A 21743-nucleotide genomic window follows, 5' to 3' on the forward strand; every position below is an offset into this window, starting at 1 on the left:
TTTCTAATTAAAATTTACAGTTGCTTTTATAACGCCTGTTTCTGGTTTTAGCCAGCTATCAAAATGGTTTATCATTTCGGTAAAAGGCACATTGTGCGTTATGAACGATTCTGTTGGGAATTGATCCAATACGCTGATAACGTGTTCAAAATCTTCGGTCGTAGCATTTCTGCTGCACATTAATGTCATTTCTTTGGCATGTACTTTGGGGTGCGTATAGGTTAATTCGCCTTTTGAGAGTCCCACCAAAACAAAACGCCCACCGTGCGCCATGTAGTCTGGACAAGCTTCTAAAGCAAATTTATTTCCCGAAGCATCAAAAACAGCAGTTGCCATATCACCATTGGTAATGTCTTCTATTTGTTTCACGGGGTCATTACCTACATTTACGGTATAATCAACACCAATGCTTTCTTTTGCATATTTAAGTCGATCTTCGTTCATGTCCAAAGCAATAACTTTTGCACCTTCAATTTGAGCGAGTTTCATAATACCAATACCAATAGGGCCACAACCTACAACCACAACGATTTCTCCAGGTTTAATATCGGCACGTCTCACGGCATGTGCTCCAATAGCTAGAGGTTCTACAATGGCCATTTGATCGTCTGTTAAATTATTGGCAGGCAATAAAATATCGACAGGAACGGTTATTTGCTCCTGCATCCCTCCATCGGCATGGACACCCAAAACTTTAATATTGGTGCAGCAGTTGGTTTTTCCATTTCTACATGCAATACATTCTCCACAACTAACATAGGGCATTACTACCACATTGTCCCCCGCTTTAATGCCTTTTGCATTCTCACCAATTTCTAATACTACTGAAGCCAATTCGTGTCCCAGTATTCTAGGATAGGTAAAGAAGGCTTGATTGCCACCGTAGGCATGCAGATCGGTGCCGCAAATACCAACTTTGTTTATTTGTAATAAGGCTTCGTTTTCTTTTCTGATAGGTGCTTCTTTTTCTTTTAATAGAAACTCTCCCGGTTTTTCGCAGACTATGTATTTCATGAGATAATATTTATTATTTTTTTATTGGTCACATGTAACTTTCCGTATAATCATTTTCTTGGGAATCAAGAATTCGTTATGGAAGTTTCATGATATATTAAGATTATTTAAAACTTATAAGAGTACATCTGTGAAAGATGCACTCTTATTACTAATAACAAATTAAAAAAAACTAACTTAAACTATTATAATGTTAACTCCAAAACAAAAGCAAAGTCTCCAGGTTTTTGAGTAGGCATCTCAACAGTCAAACCATTATCGTCTTGAGACCATTTTAGAGTCTCATCACTACCTAGCATTCTTACATTAGATACTTTATCTTCTGAGGATTTAACAGATTTAACAACAACACTATTGTTTTCTGGCCACGCCATCATAATAGCATATACTTTGTTCCCTTTTTGTGTGAAACGAATATCCTGTCCTGTAAATTCTTTATTGCCTCCTTCTGAATGGTGACCAGTACCAACTTCTGTAGGACCTTCACCAAAGGTTTTCCAATATTTTGTATCGTAAATAGCTTCACCATTTATATCCAACCAACTACCAATTTGTAATAAGATTTCTTTTTGGTCTTCTGGCATGGTGCCATCTGCTTTAGGACCCACGTTTAAAAGCAAGTTTCCATTTTTAGAAACAATATCAATTAAATCATCAATTAAAGAATTCGCAGTTTTAGATTTCCAATTAGTAACATGAGACCATGAGTTTTTACCAATAGAAGTATCTGTTTGCCAAGGTAATTTCCTAATACCTGGTAATTTCCCTCTCTCTAAATCGTAAATCACGGTTCCTTCAGGAAATGCTTGCTCATAGAAATTTTTATCTTGCAATACTACTTCTTTGCCCCATTCTATACCTTTATTATAGTAATAAGCTGCTAATTTTGGACGGTATTCTCTCCATTCTGGAGTATCTAACATAAAATCGAACCATAAAATATCTGGTTGATAATTGTCAATTAAATCTACAGTTCTTTTCCACCATAATTCTTTGAATTCTTCTGAAACGGGCTCGTTTAAATTTTTTCCTTTTGCAGAATATAAATCTGCATATTGAGGGTCTGTAGTATCAAAATGGTCTTTTTTATTGTAAAATGACCAGTTAAAAGCGTAATGGGAAGAAGCTCCCATAATCATTCCTTTGGCACGACCTTCTTTCATTAACTCGCCTAAGATGTCTTTTTTAGGCCCCATGTTTACTGAGTTCCAACGTGTTGTGTTAGAATTATACATGGCAAAACCATCATGATGGTCTGCAACAGGAACTACATATTTAGCACCTGCTTTTTTGAACAAATCTATCCATTCTGCTGCATTGAATTTTTCACCTTTAAACATTGGGATAAAATCTTTATATCCAAAGTCTTTAAGATTTCCCCAATTTTTTACATGATGTTTGTTTTCGTTAGAAGGTCCTGTTCTTTGCGGCTTTAATTCCGCAGTAAATTGAGCTGAATCCATATACATGTTTCTTGGGTACCATTCTGAACCATAAGCAGGAACAGTATATGCACCCCAGTGAATAAAGATGCCAAATTTTTGTTGGTTAAACCATTCTGGGTCTTTGTAGTGTTTTTTTATAGACTCCCAATTTGGTTCAAAAATTTGGGTGTTTTCAGATTTGTTTTCTGCTACTTTTTTATCGTTTTTAGAACCACATGCCAACATTAAAAAGGAAAGGGTTAATAAAATATAGGTTTGTTTTCTTAAAAGCATGTTCAAAATTTTTGGTTAATTGTGATTTTGGTTAATTGTGATTAAAGTAAATTTACTAATGTGTTGGCTAAATTCCTGTTTTTACTTAAAAGCTGAAATATCGAATGTTTAAAACTCTACAACATATGGTTATTTTTCAGATTTTTTGATTAATCTTAACCTCTCGACTCAACATTTATAATAACTGAACTAACATGACCACCTGAATCAGGAAAGGTGATTTCTACTTTATTTTCACCATCAACCAGATGTTTGATTTCAATCGGAATACCAATAACGCCGAAGAAACGCTCCCTTGCCAATTGGTCATAACCCGCCCAATTATTTGGCACTTCTATGGTTTTGCCATTAAGCGTTATAGTTGGTTTTTTACTCATATCATGAGACCTGCCAACCCCCATTTTGATATATGCTCTACCATTTTTAATAGCTTCAATATTCTTAAAGTTAAATGTGATGGCTTTGTTTTTCTCTATTGGTTGCAGATAGGTGTCTGTATAATAATTGTTTTCTTTTAAAGTATTATTAAATTCAATAGGAGTAACATCACATTCTGCTATGATTGTTTCACCAGGTTTTAGTTTAACTGAATCTATAGATGATTCGTTTGTAAAGTAAATTAATCTTGGAAATCCTGTAGCAGTGGTGTAAAGTCGTCTTAACGTGATGTTTTTTATATAATTTGTGCTGTTGTTTAAAAAGTTTAATGCCACATCTTGATTCTCATCACTTAAATTATTTATAGCAATAAAAACTTTTCCCTCCTTTGAAAACCCATGTATCTGGATGTCGGGATTGTTTGATGCAACTTCTATGCGTTTTCCTTCAACACCTTTCCAAAGTTCATAAAATTTCTTCAGGTGTGTAAAAGTATATGAACCATCTTCCTCTTTCTTTTTAATAACCCAAGGATAAGGATAGCCATTAGGGTTTCCTTCTTTATTATCATAGAACCAAGTGGCTTTAGAAGTTATAAATGGAATGGCTTTAAGTAAACGGTCAGGTTTATCCAATAACTGCATTAAAATCTTATTATAAGCTATTAAGCAAGTGCCATTTAATTCTGGGGAATATGGTTTGCCAACAAGTCCTTGCGCCGTATAGCCATATTCTGAAATGACATGAGGTTTCACAACACCCCACTTTTTAAAACTGTAGGCTTCAATTAAATCTAAAATACCTTCGGAATTACTTCCTGAACGGTAACTAAAATCACCTTCTACATTTCGTCCGTCATAAATATGTGTTGCAAAAAACTTCATACTTTCTCCTGCTACATCCATAAAGGTTTTCATGCGCGTATCCCAGTAGCCGAAATCGTCTTTTTCAACTTCAGGATAGGCAGATGCATACCCGCCAACCATCATGTCAGGAATTTCACTATGTACTTTATCTGCAACAGTTTTATATAATTTAGACATTTCTATTATGACGGCAGGTGTTTCATCCCAAGTTTCTACGTAGTCTTTGGCATGTACAAAAGGTTCATTCATAACCTCATAGTACTTTGGAATTACGGGATACGCATTTTTTAAGTAAGTAGCATCGTATTCTGCCACTTTATTATAATCTTGGTTTAATTGAAAGGCCTCACTAGGATGGTCTGTAATCACAAAATCTGTAGTAGCAAATTCATCAAAGAGTGGACTCTTTTTTATACCTTCAGCAGCTCTATCAGTCATTGCTTTTGCTTCGGCTAAAGATGGGATTTCTGTTTTCGATTTTCTAAAGGGGGCAGGGCCACCAAAAGTACGACCATGATGAATTCCTAGTTTTTTAAATAAATAATCGGCATCAGAAGCTAAATCCCAATTAGAGTAAGAATCGTGCATTGCAAAGTATTTTTGCCTATTTAATTCACTTTCATTACCTATAAATTTTTGAGTAGTAAAATCGATAGTTACTTCGTTTTCTTGAGCAACAACGCTGTATAGTGATACTATGCTTATTGTAAGTGTTATAAATAATTTATTCATTATCTTAAAGTTTAACAAATTTGTAATAATCATCTTTGCTTGTAATGGCATAATATGCGCCTTTATCCAAATCTGAAACGGTTATGGAATTTGTGTTTGTTTCTTCTTTTACAACCTCTCCATTAGTCGATATAATTCTAATAAATTCATAGGATGGGTTGCCTGGTAAGGTTAAACTATTCGAGTTTTTATTAAGTGAAAGTGTAATATGCTGCTCGTTCAAATCATCAAGAGTAAGTACTTTTATGGCTTTAGTGATTTCAATTCCAGAGAGTTCTTTACTTACAATATTTTCGTTAGGAAAGCCTTCCCCAGAGCCATAATACAATACAAAACGATATTTGTTGCCTTCCTTTGGTTGTCCTGCATTTAAAGTTACCTTTATCGAACCTTCCCCAGTATTAATGCTTCTGTTTTGACTTGCAGCAATCCATTGTTGGCCATTCCATAACGCTACTTGAAGCAATCTTGGTGCGCTGGCTTTGTATTTAATATCAAACTCAAAAACTTCCCTACTAGAAAGTGAAGTGGGGGTTAATAAAGAAAAGGATGCATCGTCTAAAATGGGAGCGTCGTTTTTGGTTATTTCTACATTTCTTATGATGGACGAAGCGCGTTCTGATTTCCAATCGCCACCTCTATCTCGTACAGAAACCAAAATACGATAACCTTTGCCAACTCGTGGTTTATCTTTTGGACTGATTTGAAATTGAAATACACCTTTCCCTTTGTCTACAGGAATGGTTTTTCCGGCCCAAAATTTGCCTGGACCGCCAGAAATATCTAAAGCTAAATCGGAATCTTTTGAAACTTCATATCCAACAAAAAAGCTATACGAAGATGCACTTTTAAGTTTTACTGGCACATCTTTTACGAATATTACTTTGTCGTTTTGGGCTTGATTTTTAAAGGATATGAACCCGAAAAAGAGTAGGGCAATGAATTTGATTGTTATTATGCAATGTTTCATAATATTGGTTTTATTTATTTTGGTTTTAACCTTTTGCTCCTGTCTCACTGCGAGTGTTTGAAATTAATAATGCTAGAACCTATTCAAATCTAAGTAATAAATAAAGCATCATAAATAATACATGGTTATAATTTGATAACATATGTCCATTAAAAGCGATTTAGAGTGCTCTAAGTCCTTACCTTAAGACCATATGAAGTTCTAAAAAGTCTGTTTTTATCCTTTGTTGTAACTGTTAACATGTAATTTTATTAACATCAAATTCATTGAATGAAATAAAAAATTTTCATGAAAAAACCTTTGCTTTTATTGTTGTTTATTGCTTTTTCAACACTTGTAAATGCTCAGCCGCCAGAGCCTCCAACGGGTTTTCGATGGGTGTTATATGAGCAATATTCAGACGAGTTTAATGGGGTTTTGTTAGATGTAACCAAGTGGAAAAATAGCTTTACTAATTGGCAAGGACGCGTTCCGGCAAAATTTGAACCAACCGCTGTAAGTGTTCAAAGAGGTAACATGCAAATAAAAAGTGGTAAATATGGTACACCACAAGGGGCTTACACCATGTATGGTGGTGCTGTAACCTCTATAAAAGAAACCGCTTATTATGGGTATTATGAGTGTCGATTCAAGAGTTCAAAAATAGCCATGTCCACAACGTTCTGGTTGTCAAATAGCAAACAGGATTACACACCAACAGGATGTACAACGGATAAATATAGTCAAGAGTTGGATATTGTTGAAGCTGCCGGTGATACCAGAAACACGTTTCCGTCTTTTAGACAAAAAATGAAATCAAATACCCATCACCGTTACATTCCCTGTGGAGCATCTAGTGAAACATTTTATTCTAAAGGCACGGATTCGGCATTGTTAGGCAGTGAGGTTTGGGAAGATTATCATACTTATGGTGTACAGTGGCATGATGCAAAATCAGCCACCTTTTATTCGGATGGAAGATTAGGGGAAAATATATTATTTAACACAACTATAGATGCCAACCCTTTTGATAGACCCATGTTTATGGCTATGGTTACCGAAACATATAATTGGTTAACGCCATATCCAACCGATGCAGAATTAAACAATAATGCCATCAATACGGCTTATTATGATTGGGTTAGAAGTTATCGTTTAGTGCCTATTTTTGATCCTGAACCCGTAAATGCAGCAGATGGTTTGGAGAATGCCGATTTTGAATATGGAGATTTAACCAACTGGACGGGTTGGGGAGGTACTATAAGAACCGTAAGCACAACAGATCCTTATCAAGGGTCGTATGCCGCACATATTAAAGGAGCAGGTGCACACGAACGTATTGTAACCTTAAAACCCAATACTACCTATTTGTTAAAGTCCTATATTAAAGTTTTAGGAGGGAAAATGATTTTAGGAGTTAAAGAAAATAATATGGCTGAAACTATTTTGGGAGTTATCAATAATATCTCTAATGCAACTTATCAGCAAACCACTGTAGAGTTTACAACAGGAGCGGAAACAAGTGTTAAATTTTACTTTTATGCACAAACAACTTCTGATGAAGCATATGGGGATAATTTTGAAATTGTAGAAAAAAATCCACCAGCAAAAGCACCGGTTTTTACAGAGGATATTAATTTTAATTCAGAGCCAACCTTATCAAATGCTACCCAAACTTTAACAGTATCATATAATTATAAAGCAAATTTAAACAGAGATATTAAATTTCATGTATTTGATTCAGGAAATAATGAAGTTTATACGACCACTATTAATGGTTTGGAAGGTTATGGAAATCATAATGTATCACTTTCCCTAGGAAGCACTTTGTCAAGTGGTGATTATACTGTAGTAGCAGATATTAGACCAGAAGGAGGTAGTGATGCTCAAATTATAGATACAATTACTAGTTCTCAACTTACGCTTTCATCTACGGATTTTAAGAAAAATGTTTTTAGTATTGAATTATACCCAAATCCCGCAAGTGATTTGGTTCAAATAAAAACGGAAGGCCTAAAAGGAAAAACTGAAGTTGAAATATTTAATATTTTGGGTCGCCTTGTTATGAAAACCGAATTTGAAAACAACCAATTGGATTTAGATTTAAATTCACTTTCAAGTAGTAGTATGTATTTTTTGATTTTAAGAAATAATGAAAAAACAGCAACTAATAAATTAGTGATTAAATAGCGAAAAACTCCAATGAGATTTGATTTTTCATTGGGGTTTTTAATTAATAATAATAGTTGACAATAAAAATTGTTAAATAATGAATAAAAAACGTTTACAAAATTTATGTTTTGTACTCCTTTTTTCTGGAGTAACATGGGCGCAAGAATTAACCATTCCTCCAAAAAAGTATGTTGATTCTGTTCAAATTGAGCGTGCCGTAAATAGAAATAATGATGATTTTCCGTTATCAGACCAGCAGAACTTAAAACACTGGAAGCTATTAAAAGAGGTTTCTGATGAATTTAAAGGCAGTAAGCTGAATGAAACCATTTGGTTTCCAAACAACCCTAAATGGAAGGGGAGACCTCCAACTTTTTTTCATGGTTCTAATGTAAAAATTGAAAATGATGAACTTGTAATTAGGGTCAACCAACATGGCGATGCTACCTTGCCAGATCAATTTACACACTCTACAGGCTTTATTAAAAGTAAAAACAAATTCTTGTATGGCTATTTTGAAGCAGAATGCAAACTCATGGACACGCCGTGGGTTTCGGGTTTCTGGATGACTAATGTTGATACAGATTGGTGGACCGAGATAGATATCTGTGAGAATGCTCCAGGGGTAGATTATAACCGTCACGATCTGAATTCAAATATACATGTTTTTAAATCTCCCAAAGACAAAGGCGATGTAAAAGCCCATTTTTCGCGAACCAAAAAGTATTATTTTCCTAAAGAATTACAAACCGATTACCATGTTTGGGGATTGGAATGGACGGAAAAATACATTCGATTTTATATTGACGGTATTTTATTTCGTGAGGCAGTGAATACGCATTGGCACCAACCTTTAGAAGTCAATTTTAATTGTGAATCCAATAAATGGTTTGGTGCATTACCAGATGATAATCGGTTGGATGGTGAATTCCATGTGAAGTATTTTAGGGCTTGGGAACTAAAAAAATAGAAGACGAATGCTATTATTTTCTTTTCATATTTTAATAAATAATATTTGAACACTTTTATTCTTCAAGAAGTTTAAAATCAATTATACTAGTAAGCTGTAGCATGCATATCTAATAAAAATAAAAATAAAAATGAAAATTAATTCTTTCCTTACTCTTTTATTCATTTTTGGTGTTTCCTCTTTAAGAGCCCAACAACCTAATATAGTTTGGATTACTTCTGAAGATAATTCAATCCATTATATGAAATTGTTCGACTCTAATGGTGTTGAAACACCTAATATTGAAAGATTAGCACAACATGGTGTAAAATTCAATAGAACTTTCTCAAATACCAGCGTTTGTAGTGCGGCTCGATCTACATTGATAACTGGTGTTTATGGGCCAAAATTAGCTACACACTATCATAGAGCAGAGCAAAAAATAACCTTGCCTGAAAACATAAAAATGTTTCCTGAATACCTACGCAATGCAGGATATTACACAACCAATAACCTAAAAGAAGATTATAATATTTATAAAGGTGTAGATGTTTGGGATGACTCTTCAAAAGATGCAAATTGGAAAAACAGAAAAAACGGACAGCCCTTTTTTCATGTTTATAATATAGGGACAACCCATGAAGGGATTGTACATTTTTCTGAGGAAAAAATGAAATCTTCATCAACAATAACAGCAATTGACTCTGTTTTTATACAACCCAATCACCCTAATACCCAAAACTTTAAATACACTAACGCATTTTACAGAGACCAAATTCAGAAAATGGATACTGAAGTTGGGCAAGTAATTAAAGCGTTGGAAGAAGAAGGTCTTTTAAAAAATACTATAATTTTTTATTATGCCGATCATGGTGGTGTTTTGCCTAATAGTAAAGGCTATTTAAAAGAAACCGGTCTACATGTTCCATTAGTGGTTTATTTACCAGAAAAGTATAAAAACCTATCACCATTTAGCATAGGGTCTTCAACGAATGCATTTGTTAGTTTTGTTGATTTTGGAGCTACAGTTTTGAATCTTGCTGGTATTGAAATTCCTAAAACTATAGACGGAAAACCCTTTTTGGGAAAAAACATAAAGGCTAAGAAACTCGTGAAGCAGGACGAAGCATTTGGATATGCAGATAGATTTGATGAAAAATATGATATGGTAAGAAGCCTTAGAAAAGGCAATTTAAAATATATTAGAAATTTTCAGCCTTTTAATATTGATGGCTTAATGAATAATTATCGATATAAACAACTTGCCTATAGTGAATGGAAAAGTTTATTTGATAATGGGCAACTTAGACCCATACAATCCAGTTTTTTTGAACCTAAAACTTCAGAGGAGCTTTATGACGTTGAAAATGATCCTTTTGAAACTATAAATCTAGCCAATAATCCAGCATATACAAAAGAGCGCTCTCAATTAAGAAACATCTTAAATTCTTGGATCAAAAAAATGCCGGATTTATCATTTTATCCTGAATACTATCTAATTAAAGATGCTTTTAAGAACCCTATTGCATTTGGTAAAGCACATAGAAAAAACATTAATCGTTATCTGAAAATTGCGAACTTACAGCTAACGTCTTTTGAAAAAGCAAAACCCAAACTGTTAAAATATTTAAAATCTTCTGATGAACTAGAACGCCTTTGGGCATTAACTGTTTGTTCTAGTTTTGGTGAAAAAGCAAAAGAATTTTCATTGGAAATTGAAAAAATAATGAGCTCCGATACACTTTTGCTAAACAGGATGAGGGCTACAGAATTTTTTGCCATTACAGGAATAAAAGATACTTCTTACGAAATGATTAATATTCTATATCAATCTAAAAATGAAACAGAAGCGCTCTTAATCTTAAACGCCATTGTATTGCAACGTGATTTCTACCAAAAACTTGATTTCATGATTGATATTACTAAAATCGATAATAGAGTTAGAGAAAACAAATTAATCGTAGAAAGACTAAAATATTTAGAATTAAAATAATAAAAAATGAATGGAAAACATCAAAATATGAATTTAATAATGAAACTATCGAAACAAGTATTAACTGTGATTCTACTATTCGTAGCAACAACTATTTTTGCGCAAAAGTCACCAACCTTCATTAATGGTGAAGACCCAAGACCAACCGATACGAAATGGGAATTGATTAAAAATATGTCCGATGAGTTTAACGGTAAAAAAGTAGATGAAGAAAAGTGGCAAATATCCGGTCAAGGATGGATTGGTAGACCACCGGGCTTATTTCTTGCCGAAAATGTTAAAGTTAACAATGGTAGTTTGCAAATAACTACAACAATGTTACCAAAATCTGTTAGTATAGACAATGAAGAGTTTACGCATGGAGGTGGGTATGTTGGATCCAGAAACGGTATGACTTATGGGTATTATGAATGTGAAATGAAAGCTAATAAAACATTCATGTCATCTACGTTTTGGTTGATAAATAAGGGTGAAGATTTAAAAGGTTGTGATAATAGAACCACAGAATTAGATATACAAGAATGTGTTGGACAAATTACAAATGATGAGGAATGGATGAATAATTTTGATCAATCCATGAATTCGAATACACATAGTAGAAATATTCCAGAGGACTGCGACTATATTAAAGGCTCAGAAAAAGCAAGTGCAATTATAGGAGGAAAAGTATATGATGATTTTCATGTTTACGGGGTTTGGTGGAAGTCTAAAAATGAAATCTTATTCTTTTTAGATGGTAAAATGAAATCGAAAGTGAAACCATCAGCTGATTTTGATATTGAAATGTATTTAAGAATGGTTGTTGAAACTTACGACTGGAATCCCGTTCCTGCTGATGGTGGCATGACGGGTTCTTTAGAAGATAGAACAACCACTTATAATTGGGTAAGATCTTGGAAACTGGAAGATAATAAATAATAATAAAAAAATAATTATGAGAATTATTAAAGCTTTAATCCTCTTTTTATGTGTTGTGTTTTTAAATTGTAAGGAGAAACCAACCAATCAAAAGAAAAATAGTTTAAACATTGAATCTTCAATTTCTTTTGAAGAAAATTGGGAGTCGCTTGAAAAAGTGAATCCAGAACCAAATTGGTTTAAAGACGCCAAGTTTGGTATCTATACACATTGGGGACCAGCATCTGAAGCTTTTAAAGGTGCTGATCCTAATAAATGGTATGGAGGCTGGCATGGCATGTTAATGTATAAAGATGGTGTTAAAATTGAAACAGAAAACGGAAAACCATCAAGCAATTTCACACATCATAAAGAAAAATATGGAGATCCCGCTGAATTTGGGTATAAGCATATTATTGAACAATTTAATCCTTCTAAATTCAATGCTAAAGAATGGGCAGAATTGTTTGAAAAATCAGGAGCTAAGTTTGCAGGGCCTGTAGCCATGCATCATGACAATTTTGCAATGTGGAATAGTAAAGCGACACGGTGGAATTCGATGAATTATGGAGGCATAGATCCTTCACTAGAACTTAAAAAAGAAATTGAAAGTAGAGGCATGAAATTTATGGGATCATTTCATCATGCATTCACTTGGAAATATTATGCTCCAGCTCATAAATATGGTGGAGTAGATCCTAAAGATTATGATTTATACACAAACCCCCACAGTATAGATTCTGATATTCCTGATGATGATTTTTATAAGCAATGGTGGGCAACACTAAAAGAGTTTATTGACGTTTATCAACCAGATTTAATTTGGTTTGATTGGTGGTTAGAAAATATGACAGAAGAATCACGTCAAAAATTTTTAGCGTATTATTATAATAAAGGGTTAGAATGGGGAAAAGAAGTTGTTGTATGTTATAAAGAAACTACATTTCCTGAAAATGTAGCCATTAGAGATTATGAAAGAGGCAGACCAAACCAACCTAAAGCACAAACTTGGTTAACAGATACGTCTCCAGGAGCATGGTTTTACAGACCCAATGCAAAGTTTAAAACATCTAATGAGCTTATAGATATTTTAGTTGATATTGTGTCTAAAAATGGATCTATGTTATTGAATGTTCCGCCAAATCCTGATGGTTCAATTCCTCAAGACATGAAAGATTTGTTAATTAATATGGGCACTTGGTTAGAAGTAAATGGAGAAGCTATTTATGAAACAAGACCATGGACAATTTTCGGTGAAGGCCCAACAAGATTGCCTGAAGGCGGGCATAAGGTTGAAAAACATAAAATTGAATATACTAATAAGGATATTCGATTTACAAAAAAATCAAACACAGAGTTTTTTGCTATTGTTTTAGATAAACCTGAAAATGAAATTGTGATTAAATCACTTAGTACTGGATTAGGGGTTTTAAATTCTAAAATTGAAAACATTAATCTTTTAGGTAGCGATGAAGAAATTCAATGGACAAGAAATGATAGAGGATTAGTTATAAAAGTACCTAAAGAACTTAAAGAAAGTGAAGCCTACGCATTTAAAATAAATATGGAAGGATATAAAGAGAATGACATAGGAGGGGACATTGAAGCACATATTGACTGATACTATGTTAATAACTACAAAGAGAACAATCATTTATAATTGGGTTAGATTGTGGAAATTGGTTGATAGTAAAAAATAATAATAAAAAAAAAATTAAATTTATGAAATGTCATAACCAAGATTTGGATAACAAAGAAAATGGTAATTATGCCATTCCATCACACCATTAAAAAAATAAGTATTAACAGATGAAAACATTAAACTCACTTTTTCTATTACCAATATTAGTAGGATTTCTTTTAATATCCTGTAAATCACAATCTCAAACTTTTCCTTTTATATTACCAAAAGAGAAACCAAACCAGCCATTAAGCACCTCAATGCAACGTAATTATGATAATTATATGGCGCCAAGACCAGAAGACAACGAGCTTTATACGCAGTTTAAATATACCCAATTAAAAGGTTTGGATTACAGTAATCATGATGGTACGATAACGCGCCGTGACCCTTCCAAAGTCATTTTTGAAAATGGAAAATACTATGTTTGGTACACCCATAGACAAACGCCCACGCCACCTAAGGGAGCAAAAATGGCCAACGATACCATTCCTTCTGCTGATTGGGATTTATCAGAAATTTGGTACGCTACCAGTACCGATGGTTTTACTTGGAAAGAACAAGGAGTGGCTATTCCTAGACCGCCAAAACCAAATTTAGGGCATCGTTCTGTGGCTACTGCCGATATCTTAAAATGGAAAGGAAAATTCTATATGTATTATCAAGGGTTTAGTGAAGCCAGTGGAACCCGAGGCGATGATTGTCCGGTTTTGGCTTCTTATGCCGATTCACCTGATGGTCCATGGACAGCAGTCAATAAAATAATTATTCCCAACGGACCAAAAGACACTTGGGACCAATATTCCATTCACGACCCTTATCCATTAGTTTATAAAGATAAAATCTATTTGTACTATAAATCTGATTTTGATGGGAATCCTGATTTAATTCGCATGCAAGGTTTAGCTACTGCTGACAATCCACTTGGCCCTTTTACAAAAAACCCACTTAATCCTGTTTTAACTTCAGGACATGAAACCACGTTATTTCCGTTTGAAGAAGGTATTGCCGCACTAACCATTAAAGATGGCAACGAACATAAGACAATTCAGTTTGCCAAAGACGGGATCAACTTTGAAATCGCTTCCATCGTTGAACTTATGCCCACTGCAGCTGGTCCGTACATCCCTGATGCGTTTACAAATACAAAAGACGGTAGAGGTATTACTTGGGGTATTTCACATTTTATCAACTACACCACTTGGTCTGAAAATCACGCCATTCTAGTACGTTTTGATTGTGATTTAAGTTTGGATATTGATGACCCTGAAATGAAAAAGCATCATGTGTATCATCGTCCTGATGTATATCTTTCGCAAGGTTTAAGCGAAAAACAAAGAGAACGTATTTTAAAGGAAAATAATAAAGCGAAAAACTAAAAGTCAATACCTATTGTTTCAACTTCCAAACCCTTACGAAATCAATGTCATAGGTTTTATTTAAGCGGTCATCATCAGGAAAAGCCTGTAGCCATTTATTGGATTCACTGTTGAAATTTATATAGAGGTCTTGATACCAATAGGTATTTGGTGATTCCCTAAAAAGAACGCCATCCAAATACCATTTTAGGGAATCTTTGTTCCATTCCAAACCCCAAACATGAAATTCTTTTTGAAGCTCGAAAGGGATGAGGTGTTTTTTGCCAAAGGATTTTAGTTTATCGACGTTTCCTTTATCGAGAGGGGTTGAGAACACATGGAGGTTGGAAGTTAAATCATGACGGTTTGATTGGGCTCCAGAATTATTTTGCAGATATCAATCTCGGTTTTCCAATTGTCCTTAAACCACCAATTATAAAGCCAAAAACAAATTACCCAGGGCGCATCCATTAATTTAGCCCGCATTTCAAAATAGCCTTAGGTTATGTTTTTTACTAATAACCCAACCAACGCTATGGGTGTAGCCATTAATAGGCTCATTTAACTTATCTACACGTAATACTAAATGACCGTTCTTTACAACTACATTTTTTGTATTTGCCATGGATGGTTTTCTACCCGGCCAAGTGGGGTTGGTGCCATGTCATTTTGTGGCATCTAATTCATTCCCATAAAACTCATCGGAAAATTCTTTTTGAAATATCCATAAATTATCCTTTTGATGGGATAGGGGAAGAGTGCTGTTGATGCGAATTGGTGCCTTATCGAAGTTTAGAGAGTCCGTAGGGTAATTAGCTGGTTTTGTTGAATCTTGCGCGTGCAATGCTATTCCGAATACAAAAAGAAAGATTGAAAATAAAAACCTCACGAACAACTTTTTAGTTTTAATCAAATTCAAAGTATCTAAATATACTGTTGCTTTTTTTAATTGATTTAATGGTTTTTTTAACCCAATAAAAAAGAATTACCACTTTACCTTTAACAAGCAAAGTGGTAATATTTCATATTAGATGTTATCTAATTTCCAAGTTCTGATCCAATCGTACTTAGTGGTTAAATCATCAAATGAGCCTGTTGCAAAAATACTGCCTGCTTCATCTACAGGATTCCAATCATACGTTTCAATTGCCATTGTAATATGGCCTTCCAGATCAAAATCTGTTGGAGGCGTAATAGAATGCGTGTATTCTCCATCTAAATAGAATAAAATTTCAGTAGGGGATTTCCACCAACAGCCATATACAAAAAACCTAGAATTATTTTTTTCTGTCATTACCGTTTTAGCTGGTGATTGCATGGATTCATTTACCTCAGTATCACAATCTCTTTGATGCCTCCATGCATTTGAATGGTATGAGTTAGCCCAATCTGCAGCCCAGTTTGCGGTACCATCATGAACACGCCCCACACATTCTTGAATATCTAACTCTAATTTTCTAACTGGCCCAGTATTGCAATTTTGCTTAAAGGCAATCCAAAACGTAGAAGACATAATGGTTTTATTGGCTTTCATTCTACATTCATAATATTGTCCATATTTTGCAACTTCTTTTGAGCGTACAATGGCACCTCCATGGGTGAATTCTATATTATTTACCGTTTTTGGTGCGGCAAACTTTTCAACGGTTATATTTAAATTGCCATCGCTAACGGTAACATTATCCGATTCAAATAGTCCTGGTGCTCTCCCAATCCAGTTAAACCCATCTGTAGAAGGGTTTCTGTGCCACTTATTATCATCAAAAGCAGTACCATCAAAATCATCGGACATATTATCGATTTTAGTCCATTTTTTGCCCGTTGGTGTTGGATCATTTCCAACAAAATAGGGGTTGTTACTCGATGGCGCATCTCTTGTTACAATCACATCAAAGCTACAAGTAGCAGTATTGCCGGCAGCATCTTTTGCTTGAAACGTGTTTGTTGTGGTTCCAATAGAATACATTGCTCCAGAGGGTAACCCACTGGTTTGTACAACGGATGCACTAATATTATCTTGAGCAACAGGCGTGGTATAATCTACTTTGGCTTCATTCTCTGTAGCAGAAATAGAAACATTGATGCTTGCTTGACAATTAATAGTTGGGTTTTCTGTGTCGATAATTGGGTCATCTCCACCGCCATCACTACTACATGACGCCACTAAAAGCATTAATAATAAACTTGATGCGTAAACTAAATTCTTTTTTATCATAATTATTTTTTCTGTATGTTGAATAAGCTTGTTATTACAAATCAAAAGTATGTTTTAAACGCATGACTGTAGGAAACAGAAAATCTAAAATGTAAAACAAATGGCTTTTTTTCTCTTTGAACAAAAACATTTATCAACAAAAGCTGTTCCTTCTTATAGAAATATTGTAAAAGTGATTGAATTTTGCCTATATCAATTAGTTTTTCAACAATAAGAATTTTAATTTATTCTACACCTTTCGCTTTATGTTGTCGCATTCTCCACGTTTTAAAACCTCTAATATATTGGTAGTCAGAATTTTTATATTGATGAGTTAAACCCCAACGTAAAATTTCTGTAGGTTCTTTTTCATTGTCTGCGGTTCGGTCTAAACCAATAGCGTGAGGTGCCCCTTTTATAACTGATTTTATTTCGAAATTAATGCCGTCTGGCGACCATTGGACTGTGTTTTTTTCAGGGCCATCTGTTGTGATCAGAGCCGCTATTCCTCCATCGTATGGCCAAACACAGATTTCGTGTCCACTATTTGAAATCGGGTTATATTCAGATTTTACATAAGGACCTTTTGGGTTGTCTGCAATGGCAACACCATGACGTATTTGACGGCCACCAAATGTGATAGCTTCTCCCATTTGTTCTCCTTTATAATACAAATAGAACTTCCCGTTAAAAGGAACGATACAAGGATCGTGTACTTTATGACTATCAAAATCACCTTTCTTTTCTACTGCGAAACGATCTTGTTTTTCGCCTTTCCAAATGCCATTATCTGCTGGACTTAAAATAGGTTCTTTGCTTTTTGTCCAAGGGCCATTTGGCGAGTTGGACCATACTAAGCCTACTTGATTTTTTACTCTTACATTATAAGGATTTTTTACTGTTTGATAACATAAGTAATATATACCTTCATGTTCCATAATTTCTACTGTAAATACAGATCTATCATCATATTCGCCAGCTTTTCCTCTAGCAACAGCTAACCCTTCTTCTTTCCAAGTTAAACCATCTTCAGAAGTTGCGTACCAAATATCACATCTATCCCACGGAAATACTTTGTCTTTAACAACATCTCCACCAAAACCTTGTGATGGTCCAACACTTCTACTATACCAAACGTAGTATTTACCATCATGTTTAATTAAAGCACTTGGATCCCGTCGCACAACACCTTCTTCATAGGCTAAATCCCCTTTTAAATCGTGCATTGAGTATTCAAAAAACCATTCATTTCCTAAATTAGGACCCCATTTTAAGGCACGTTTGGAAGCAGCACTTAATTTATTTTTATTAGTAATTCCTAGAAAATCTTGTTGATCATCTGTTATTTCAATGTCTTGAGTTGTTTCTTTGATATTTTCTTTATTGGTTTCTGTTTTACAAGCTAAAAAGCTTACTAATAGAAATATACTTAATATATAAAATTTTGTTTTCATCTCTTTTTTTTATTGTTTTATGAGATTCCGTTACCAACTGCTATTATTATAATTCCAATGATCATACATGCTAAACTTAAATATAAATAGTTTTTAGCTTTTGAAGACGCGTTAATCCATTCTTTGGTTACAATACCGCTCACAATGGCTGTAGCAACACAAGATGTGTTAAAAATGGCATAACCAACAGTGTTTCCAATTTCACCTAATTTGAATGCGGCAAATGCGAATAGGGCAGAGGCGGCATAGTGAAAAATAGCCATAATCAAAATTAGGGTAAAATTTTTACCAAAACTTGGTGTTTTAAATTCTGCCCAAGCATTTTTAGCTGATAATTGCCATGCAAAATAAAGTGCCATTACAATACCTCCACTTATAAATATGGGGAACATAACACCAACGGCTGTAACCCATTCTGCATTTCCGGCTGCTTGACAAGCTTCATGGATAGAAGGTCTGCCCACAGCATTGGCATAACTAAAACCAGTAGCTAATAGACCGCCAACAACGGCAATGGTGATACCTTTAACCATAGCACCTTTTTCTTTTTTGCTTTGGCCAGATTCTAATTCATCCAGTTCTCTGGTAATTCCAGCCTGACCGTTAAAAAGCACACCTAATAATACAACAAAAATACCTGCGAGAACGGTTAGAAAAACATTTTTTGGAGGTAAACCTTCTACAACAAATGGCAATATTGAGCCGACTAAAATAACGGTTCCAATAAATATAGAAAAACCTAATGATAGTCCGATATGATTGATGGCTTTGCCCCACATCATTACACCTACACCCCACAAGACGCTTGCGGCAGCCATTTTGAATAAAATATCTGTTGGTACAGCGGCAAATACGTTGCTAAAATCTTTGATTAGAGTTAATGATGCTACTATAGGTACTAAAAACATAGTCAACATGAAGAATAACCCCCAAGTATTTTCGAATTTAAAATCTTTAGTAAACTTTTCTGGTAAGGCATATAAGCCCAACATAAGACCTGCTCCTACCGCTAATACAATTCCTTCAATCATAATTATTTAGTTTTTAGTTAGTATAAATGTTTACCAGTTAAATTTAAACTGTGTAGTACTTTTAAATGTTTCACCCGTCTTGGTTATTGACTTTGGTGAGTTTTCAATGTTTGGTCCGTTTGGGTAACGGTGTGTTTCGCAACAAAACCCTCTATATTTTCCATATTGCTGACCGTTTTCACGTTTAATAGCATCAGATGTATATTTTCCTGTGTATAACAACATACAGGGTTCAGTTGTTGAAACTGTTAAAGATCTTCCAGAATCTGGACAATTAACTTTTGCTGATTCTATGAAGTCCGCGCTTTCATTATCTAAAATATAGAAATTTTCAAAGCCATCACCCATACCCTCATGAGCATCACCAATTCGTTTTGGTTGACGCATATCATCAGCAGCTCCTTCAACATTAACAACTTCCCCAGTAGCGGCTCCAGTATCATCACAATCTAACTTTTTATTCGCATTAACTTGTGCTAAATGACATTCTACATTTGAATGAAATGCATTTAAGTTGAAATACGTATGATTTGTTAATGATAGTGGAGTATCCGCATCCGGCGTTGCTACATAATCAATATTTAATTCATTATTATCAGTTAAAGTAAATGTTACTTCAACATCAACATTACCTGGAAAACCTTCTTCTAAGTCTTTACTCCTTAAAGACATTTTTACTGCAGAACCTTTTTCATTCTCAAAAGTTTCAGCACTCCAAATCTTTTTATCAAATCCAACGGCTCCGCCATGTAAGTTGTTAGGTCCACAGTTATCTGCTAATTGATAGTCTTTTCCATTTAATGAAAACTTAGCATCTTTTATTTGAGAACAATATCTACCTACTGTACCTCCAAAATAAGGTGCATTTTCAACATAATCCTCCCCAAAATATCCATCAAGAGTATCAAATCCACAAGCTATATTTTCAATATTGCCTTTACTATCTGGAACTTTTATTGTAGTAATAGTAGCTCCGTAGTTAGTAATTTCAACTTCAATACCATTAACGTTTTTCAAAGTATACGCTTTGATTTGAACTTCATTATAAACTCCAAAATCTTTTATTTCTATTTGCATATCTGTCTTATTTATTTTCCAGTTTCCATGTTCTTACCCAATCTATACGCATGGTATTGATGGTGTTATCTCCCAAATCAGACTTTGGAGGAAGTCCTCCCAACCAATCTGCCTGATTAGTCCATAAATCAAAAATGATCTCTAAATCTCTGGTAAATTCTCTATCATACGTTTTATCATCCCAATGTTCTCCTACTACAATACTCCCCGCTGGTTCTCCATCAAGGTAAAACTGAACATTCTTAGAATCTTTCCACCAAGCTCCGTAAATATGATAATCTTCATTCCACCCTTTATTCTTTAACGGATTTGTCGATGATAAATCTGCTCTATAGAAATCTCCTCCATGTCTAATCCAGTTTGGAGTTTCATTTTCATCTACCTGATGATAATGAGATTTCATTTTACTCGGAAAATCATCGGCAGAACAATTTGTGCAAGTTGGTTTAGAATTATTCTCTATAATATCTATTTCATCTCTGTTATCAGCATTTCCATTATTTAACCAATACGTATTGAAAGCAGAAATATGAGCTGTTTTTATACGCGCTTCCGTATAGATTGGATATTTAACTTTCTTCACAGAATGAATTCTTGCCGTTTGAAACCATCTATCATCAGCATTGTTCTCGTTTAAAGTTGCTTTAATCCATAAGTTACCATCAGCAACTCCAGAATTGGCACTATTATGTGTCATAAAAACTGGTGGGTCATAGTTCCATGTTGATTTATACCATTTCCCAGGATTCCATGCATCAAACTCATCAGAATGATCTTCAGACTTCACCCATTGTTTATCTGAAGGTGTTGTATTCTCAATGGAAACAAATGAGGGGAAGTTAGGATCCATATTTTGAAAAGCTGAACTTGTTGGCAAAAATTTGTTTATAGTAATTGTTACCGTTGCCGTGGCTTTATCTCCATCTGAATCAGATAGTTCATATTTAAAACTATCATCTCCAAAATAATCTGCATTCGGAACATACTCAAAAATACCGTCGCTTATCTCGGTTACCAAACCATTTTCTGGGTTTGTCGATATTTTATAATTATCCGAGTCTCCTCCATCATCACCTAACGAATCGTTTGTAGAAACATCTATTTGATTATCAGTTCCTGACGCACTATTTTCTTCTACCACTAAGGTGTCGTTAATTGCTGTTGGCTTATGATCTACAACTTCATCGGACGAAGAAGAACTACTACAAGAAACAAAGGCTATTAAACTTAATAAAACACCTACTTTTTTAAAATAACTATACATACTTACTAACTTTATT

At 34.3% G+C, this 21743-nt stretch carries 17 protein-coding genes; 6 read left to right on the forward strand and 11 right to left on the reverse strand.

What is annotated here, in order from left to right:
* Positions 1–3 precede the first annotated feature (3 nt).
* From ABD935_RS01695 to ABD935_RS01710, 4 genes are all read right to left on the reverse strand, one after another.
* Positions 4–1014: a zinc-binding alcohol dehydrogenase family protein gene (locus ABD935_RS01695; RefSeq protein ID WP_345189798.1), complete on the reverse strand. Its 1011-nt coding sequence runs from the start codon at positions 1012–1014 to the stop codon at positions 4–6.
* A gap of 185 nt (positions 1015–1199) precedes the next feature.
* Entirely contained in the window at positions 1200–2732 is a 1533-nt protein-coding gene (locus tag ABD935_RS01700) for an alpha-L-fucosidase (protein WP_345189799.1), read from the reverse strand.
* A 155-nt stretch (positions 2733–2887) separates the two neighbouring features.
* Positions 2888–4708 carry a beta-agarase gene (locus ABD935_RS01705; protein WP_345189800.1) on the reverse strand — a complete coding sequence of 607 codons (1821 nt, stop codon included), beginning with the start codon at positions 4706–4708 and terminating at the stop codon, positions 2888–2890.
* A gap of 4 nt (positions 4709–4712) precedes the next feature.
* Complete coding sequence (locus ABD935_RS01710; RefSeq protein ID WP_345189801.1) at positions 4713–5678, reverse strand: hypothetical protein; 966 nt, start codon at positions 5676–5678, stop codon at positions 4713–4715.
* 288 nt (positions 5679–5966) lie between these two features.
* Here ABD935_RS01710 and ABD935_RS01715 point away from each other — a divergent pair, with 288 nt between their 5' ends.
* From ABD935_RS01715 to ABD935_RS01740, 6 genes are all read left to right on the forward strand, one after another.
* Positions 5967–7847: a T9SS type A sorting domain-containing protein gene (locus ABD935_RS01715; protein WP_345189802.1), complete on the forward strand. Its 1881-nt coding sequence runs from the start codon at positions 5967–5969 to the stop codon at positions 7845–7847.
* 79 nt (positions 7848–7926) lie between these two features.
* On the forward strand, positions 7927–8799 hold the full coding sequence (locus ABD935_RS01720) for a family 16 glycosylhydrolase (RefSeq protein ID WP_345189803.1): 873 nt from the start codon (positions 7927–7929) through the stop codon (positions 8797–8799).
* A 130-nt stretch (positions 8800–8929) separates the two neighbouring features.
* Positions 8930–10771, forward strand: a complete 1842-nt coding sequence (locus ABD935_RS01725; protein ID WP_345189804.1) for a sulfatase family protein — start codon at positions 8930–8932, stop codon at positions 10769–10771.
* 27 nt (positions 10772–10798) lie between these two features.
* Positions 10799–11689 carry a family 16 glycosylhydrolase gene (locus ABD935_RS01730; RefSeq protein ID WP_345189805.1) on the forward strand — a complete coding sequence of 297 codons (891 nt, stop codon included), beginning with the start codon at positions 10799–10801 and terminating at the stop codon, positions 11687–11689.
* Between the two features lie 16 nt (positions 11690–11705).
* Positions 11706–13289 carry an alpha-L-fucosidase gene (locus ABD935_RS01735; RefSeq protein ID WP_345189806.1) on the forward strand — a complete coding sequence of 528 codons (1584 nt, stop codon included), beginning with the start codon at positions 11706–11708 and terminating at the stop codon, positions 13287–13289.
* Positions 13290–13477: 188 nt separating this feature from the next.
* Positions 13478–14728: a glycoside hydrolase family 117 protein gene (locus ABD935_RS01740; RefSeq protein WP_345189807.1), complete on the forward strand. Its 1251-nt coding sequence runs from the start codon at positions 13478–13480 to the stop codon at positions 14726–14728.
* Positions 14729–14738: 10 nt separating this feature from the next.
* On the opposite strand, the gene ABD935_RS01745 is transcribed toward ABD935_RS01740, so the two are convergent.
* The 7 genes from ABD935_RS01745 to ABD935_RS01775 form a co-directional block, all read right to left on the reverse strand.
* Positions 14739–15044, reverse strand: a complete 306-nt coding sequence (locus ABD935_RS01745; RefSeq protein ID WP_345189808.1) for a family 16 glycosylhydrolase — start codon at positions 15042–15044, stop codon at positions 14739–14741.
* A gap of 150 nt (positions 15045–15194) precedes the next feature.
* Entirely contained in the window at positions 15195–15332 is a 138-nt protein-coding gene (locus ABD935_RS01750) for a hypothetical protein (RefSeq protein WP_345189809.1), read from the reverse strand.
* Positions 15333–15734: 402 nt separating this feature from the next.
* A complete protein-coding gene (locus tag ABD935_RS01755) occupies positions 15735–16922 on the reverse strand; it encodes an HYR domain-containing protein (protein WP_345189810.1) in 1188 nt (395 codons plus the stop codon).
* A 224-nt stretch (positions 16923–17146) separates the two neighbouring features.
* Complete coding sequence (locus ABD935_RS01760; RefSeq protein WP_345189811.1) at positions 17147–18355, reverse strand: glycoside hydrolase family 117 protein; 1209 nt, start codon at positions 18353–18355, stop codon at positions 17147–17149.
* A gap of 17 nt (positions 18356–18372) precedes the next feature.
* Entirely contained in the window at positions 18373–19386 is a 1014-nt protein-coding gene (locus tag ABD935_RS01765; protein WP_345189812.1) for an L-rhamnose/proton symporter RhaT, read from the reverse strand.
* A 30-nt stretch (positions 19387–19416) separates the two neighbouring features.
* The gene (locus tag ABD935_RS01770; RefSeq protein ID WP_345189813.1) at positions 19417–20463 is read right to left on the reverse strand and encodes an aldose epimerase family protein; all 1047 of its coding nucleotides are present in this window, start codon (positions 20461–20463) and stop codon (positions 19417–19419) included.
* A gap of 7 nt (positions 20464–20470) precedes the next feature.
* A complete protein-coding gene (locus tag ABD935_RS01775; RefSeq protein ID WP_345189814.1) occupies positions 20471–21727 on the reverse strand; it encodes an Ig-like domain-containing protein in 1257 nt (418 codons plus the stop codon).
* Positions 21728–21743 lie beyond the last annotated feature (16 nt).

The organism is Algibacter agarivorans, from assembly GCF_039543245.1.
Lineage (GTDB): Bacteria > Bacteroidota > Bacteroidia > Flavobacteriales > Flavobacteriaceae > Algibacter_G > Algibacter_G agarivorans.

Bases quoted from the DNA above. Each gene is read 5' to 3' on its own strand.
- ABD935_RS01695 (WP_345189798.1), bottom strand. From the start codon at position 1,014: ATGAAATACATAGTCTGCGAAAAACCGGGAGAGTTTCTATTAAAAGAA.
- ABD935_RS01700 (WP_345189799.1), bottom strand. From the start codon at position 2,732: ATGCTTTTAAGAAAACAAACCTATATTTTATTAACCCTTTCCTTTTTA.
- ABD935_RS01705 (WP_345189800.1), bottom strand. From the start codon at position 4,708: ATGAATAAATTATTTATAACACTTACAATAAGCATAGTATCACTATAC.
- ABD935_RS01710 (WP_345189801.1), bottom strand. From the start codon at position 5,678: ATGAAACATTGCATAATAACAATCAAATTCATTGCCCTACTCTTTTTC.
- ABD935_RS01715 (WP_345189802.1), top strand. From the start codon at position 5,967: ATGAAAAAACCTTTGCTTTTATTGTTGTTTATTGCTTTTTCAACACTT.
- ABD935_RS01720 (WP_345189803.1), top strand. From the start codon at position 7,927: ATGAATAAAAAACGTTTACAAAATTTATGTTTTGTACTCCTTTTTTCT.
- ABD935_RS01725 (WP_345189804.1), top strand. From the start codon at position 8,930: ATGAAAATTAATTCTTTCCTTACTCTTTTATTCATTTTTGGTGTTTCC.
- ABD935_RS01730 (WP_345189805.1), top strand. From the start codon at position 10,799: ATGAATTTAATAATGAAACTATCGAAACAAGTATTAACTGTGATTCTA.
- ABD935_RS01735 (WP_345189806.1), top strand. From the start codon at position 11,706: ATGAGAATTATTAAAGCTTTAATCCTCTTTTTATGTGTTGTGTTTTTA.
- ABD935_RS01740 (WP_345189807.1), top strand. From the start codon at position 13,478: ATGAAAACATTAAACTCACTTTTTCTATTACCAATATTAGTAGGATTT.
- ABD935_RS01750 (WP_345189809.1), bottom strand. From the start codon at position 15,332: ATGGCAAATACAAAAAATGTAGTTGTAAAGAACGGTCATTTAGTATTA.
- ABD935_RS01755 (WP_345189810.1), bottom strand. From the start codon at position 16,922: ATGATAAAAAAGAATTTAGTTTACGCATCAAGTTTATTATTAATGCTT.
- ABD935_RS01760 (WP_345189811.1), bottom strand. From the start codon at position 18,355: ATGAAAACAAAATTTTATATATTAAGTATATTTCTATTAGTAAGCTTT.
- ABD935_RS01765 (WP_345189812.1), bottom strand. From the start codon at position 19,386: ATGATTGAAGGAATTGTATTAGCGGTAGGAGCAGGTCTTATGTTGGGC.
- ABD935_RS01770 (WP_345189813.1), bottom strand. From the start codon at position 20,463: ATGCAAATAGAAATAAAAGATTTTGGAGTTTATAATGAAGTTCAAATC.
- ABD935_RS01775 (WP_345189814.1), bottom strand. From the start codon at position 21,727: ATGTATAGTTATTTTAAAAAAGTAGGTGTTTTATTAAGTTTAATAGCC.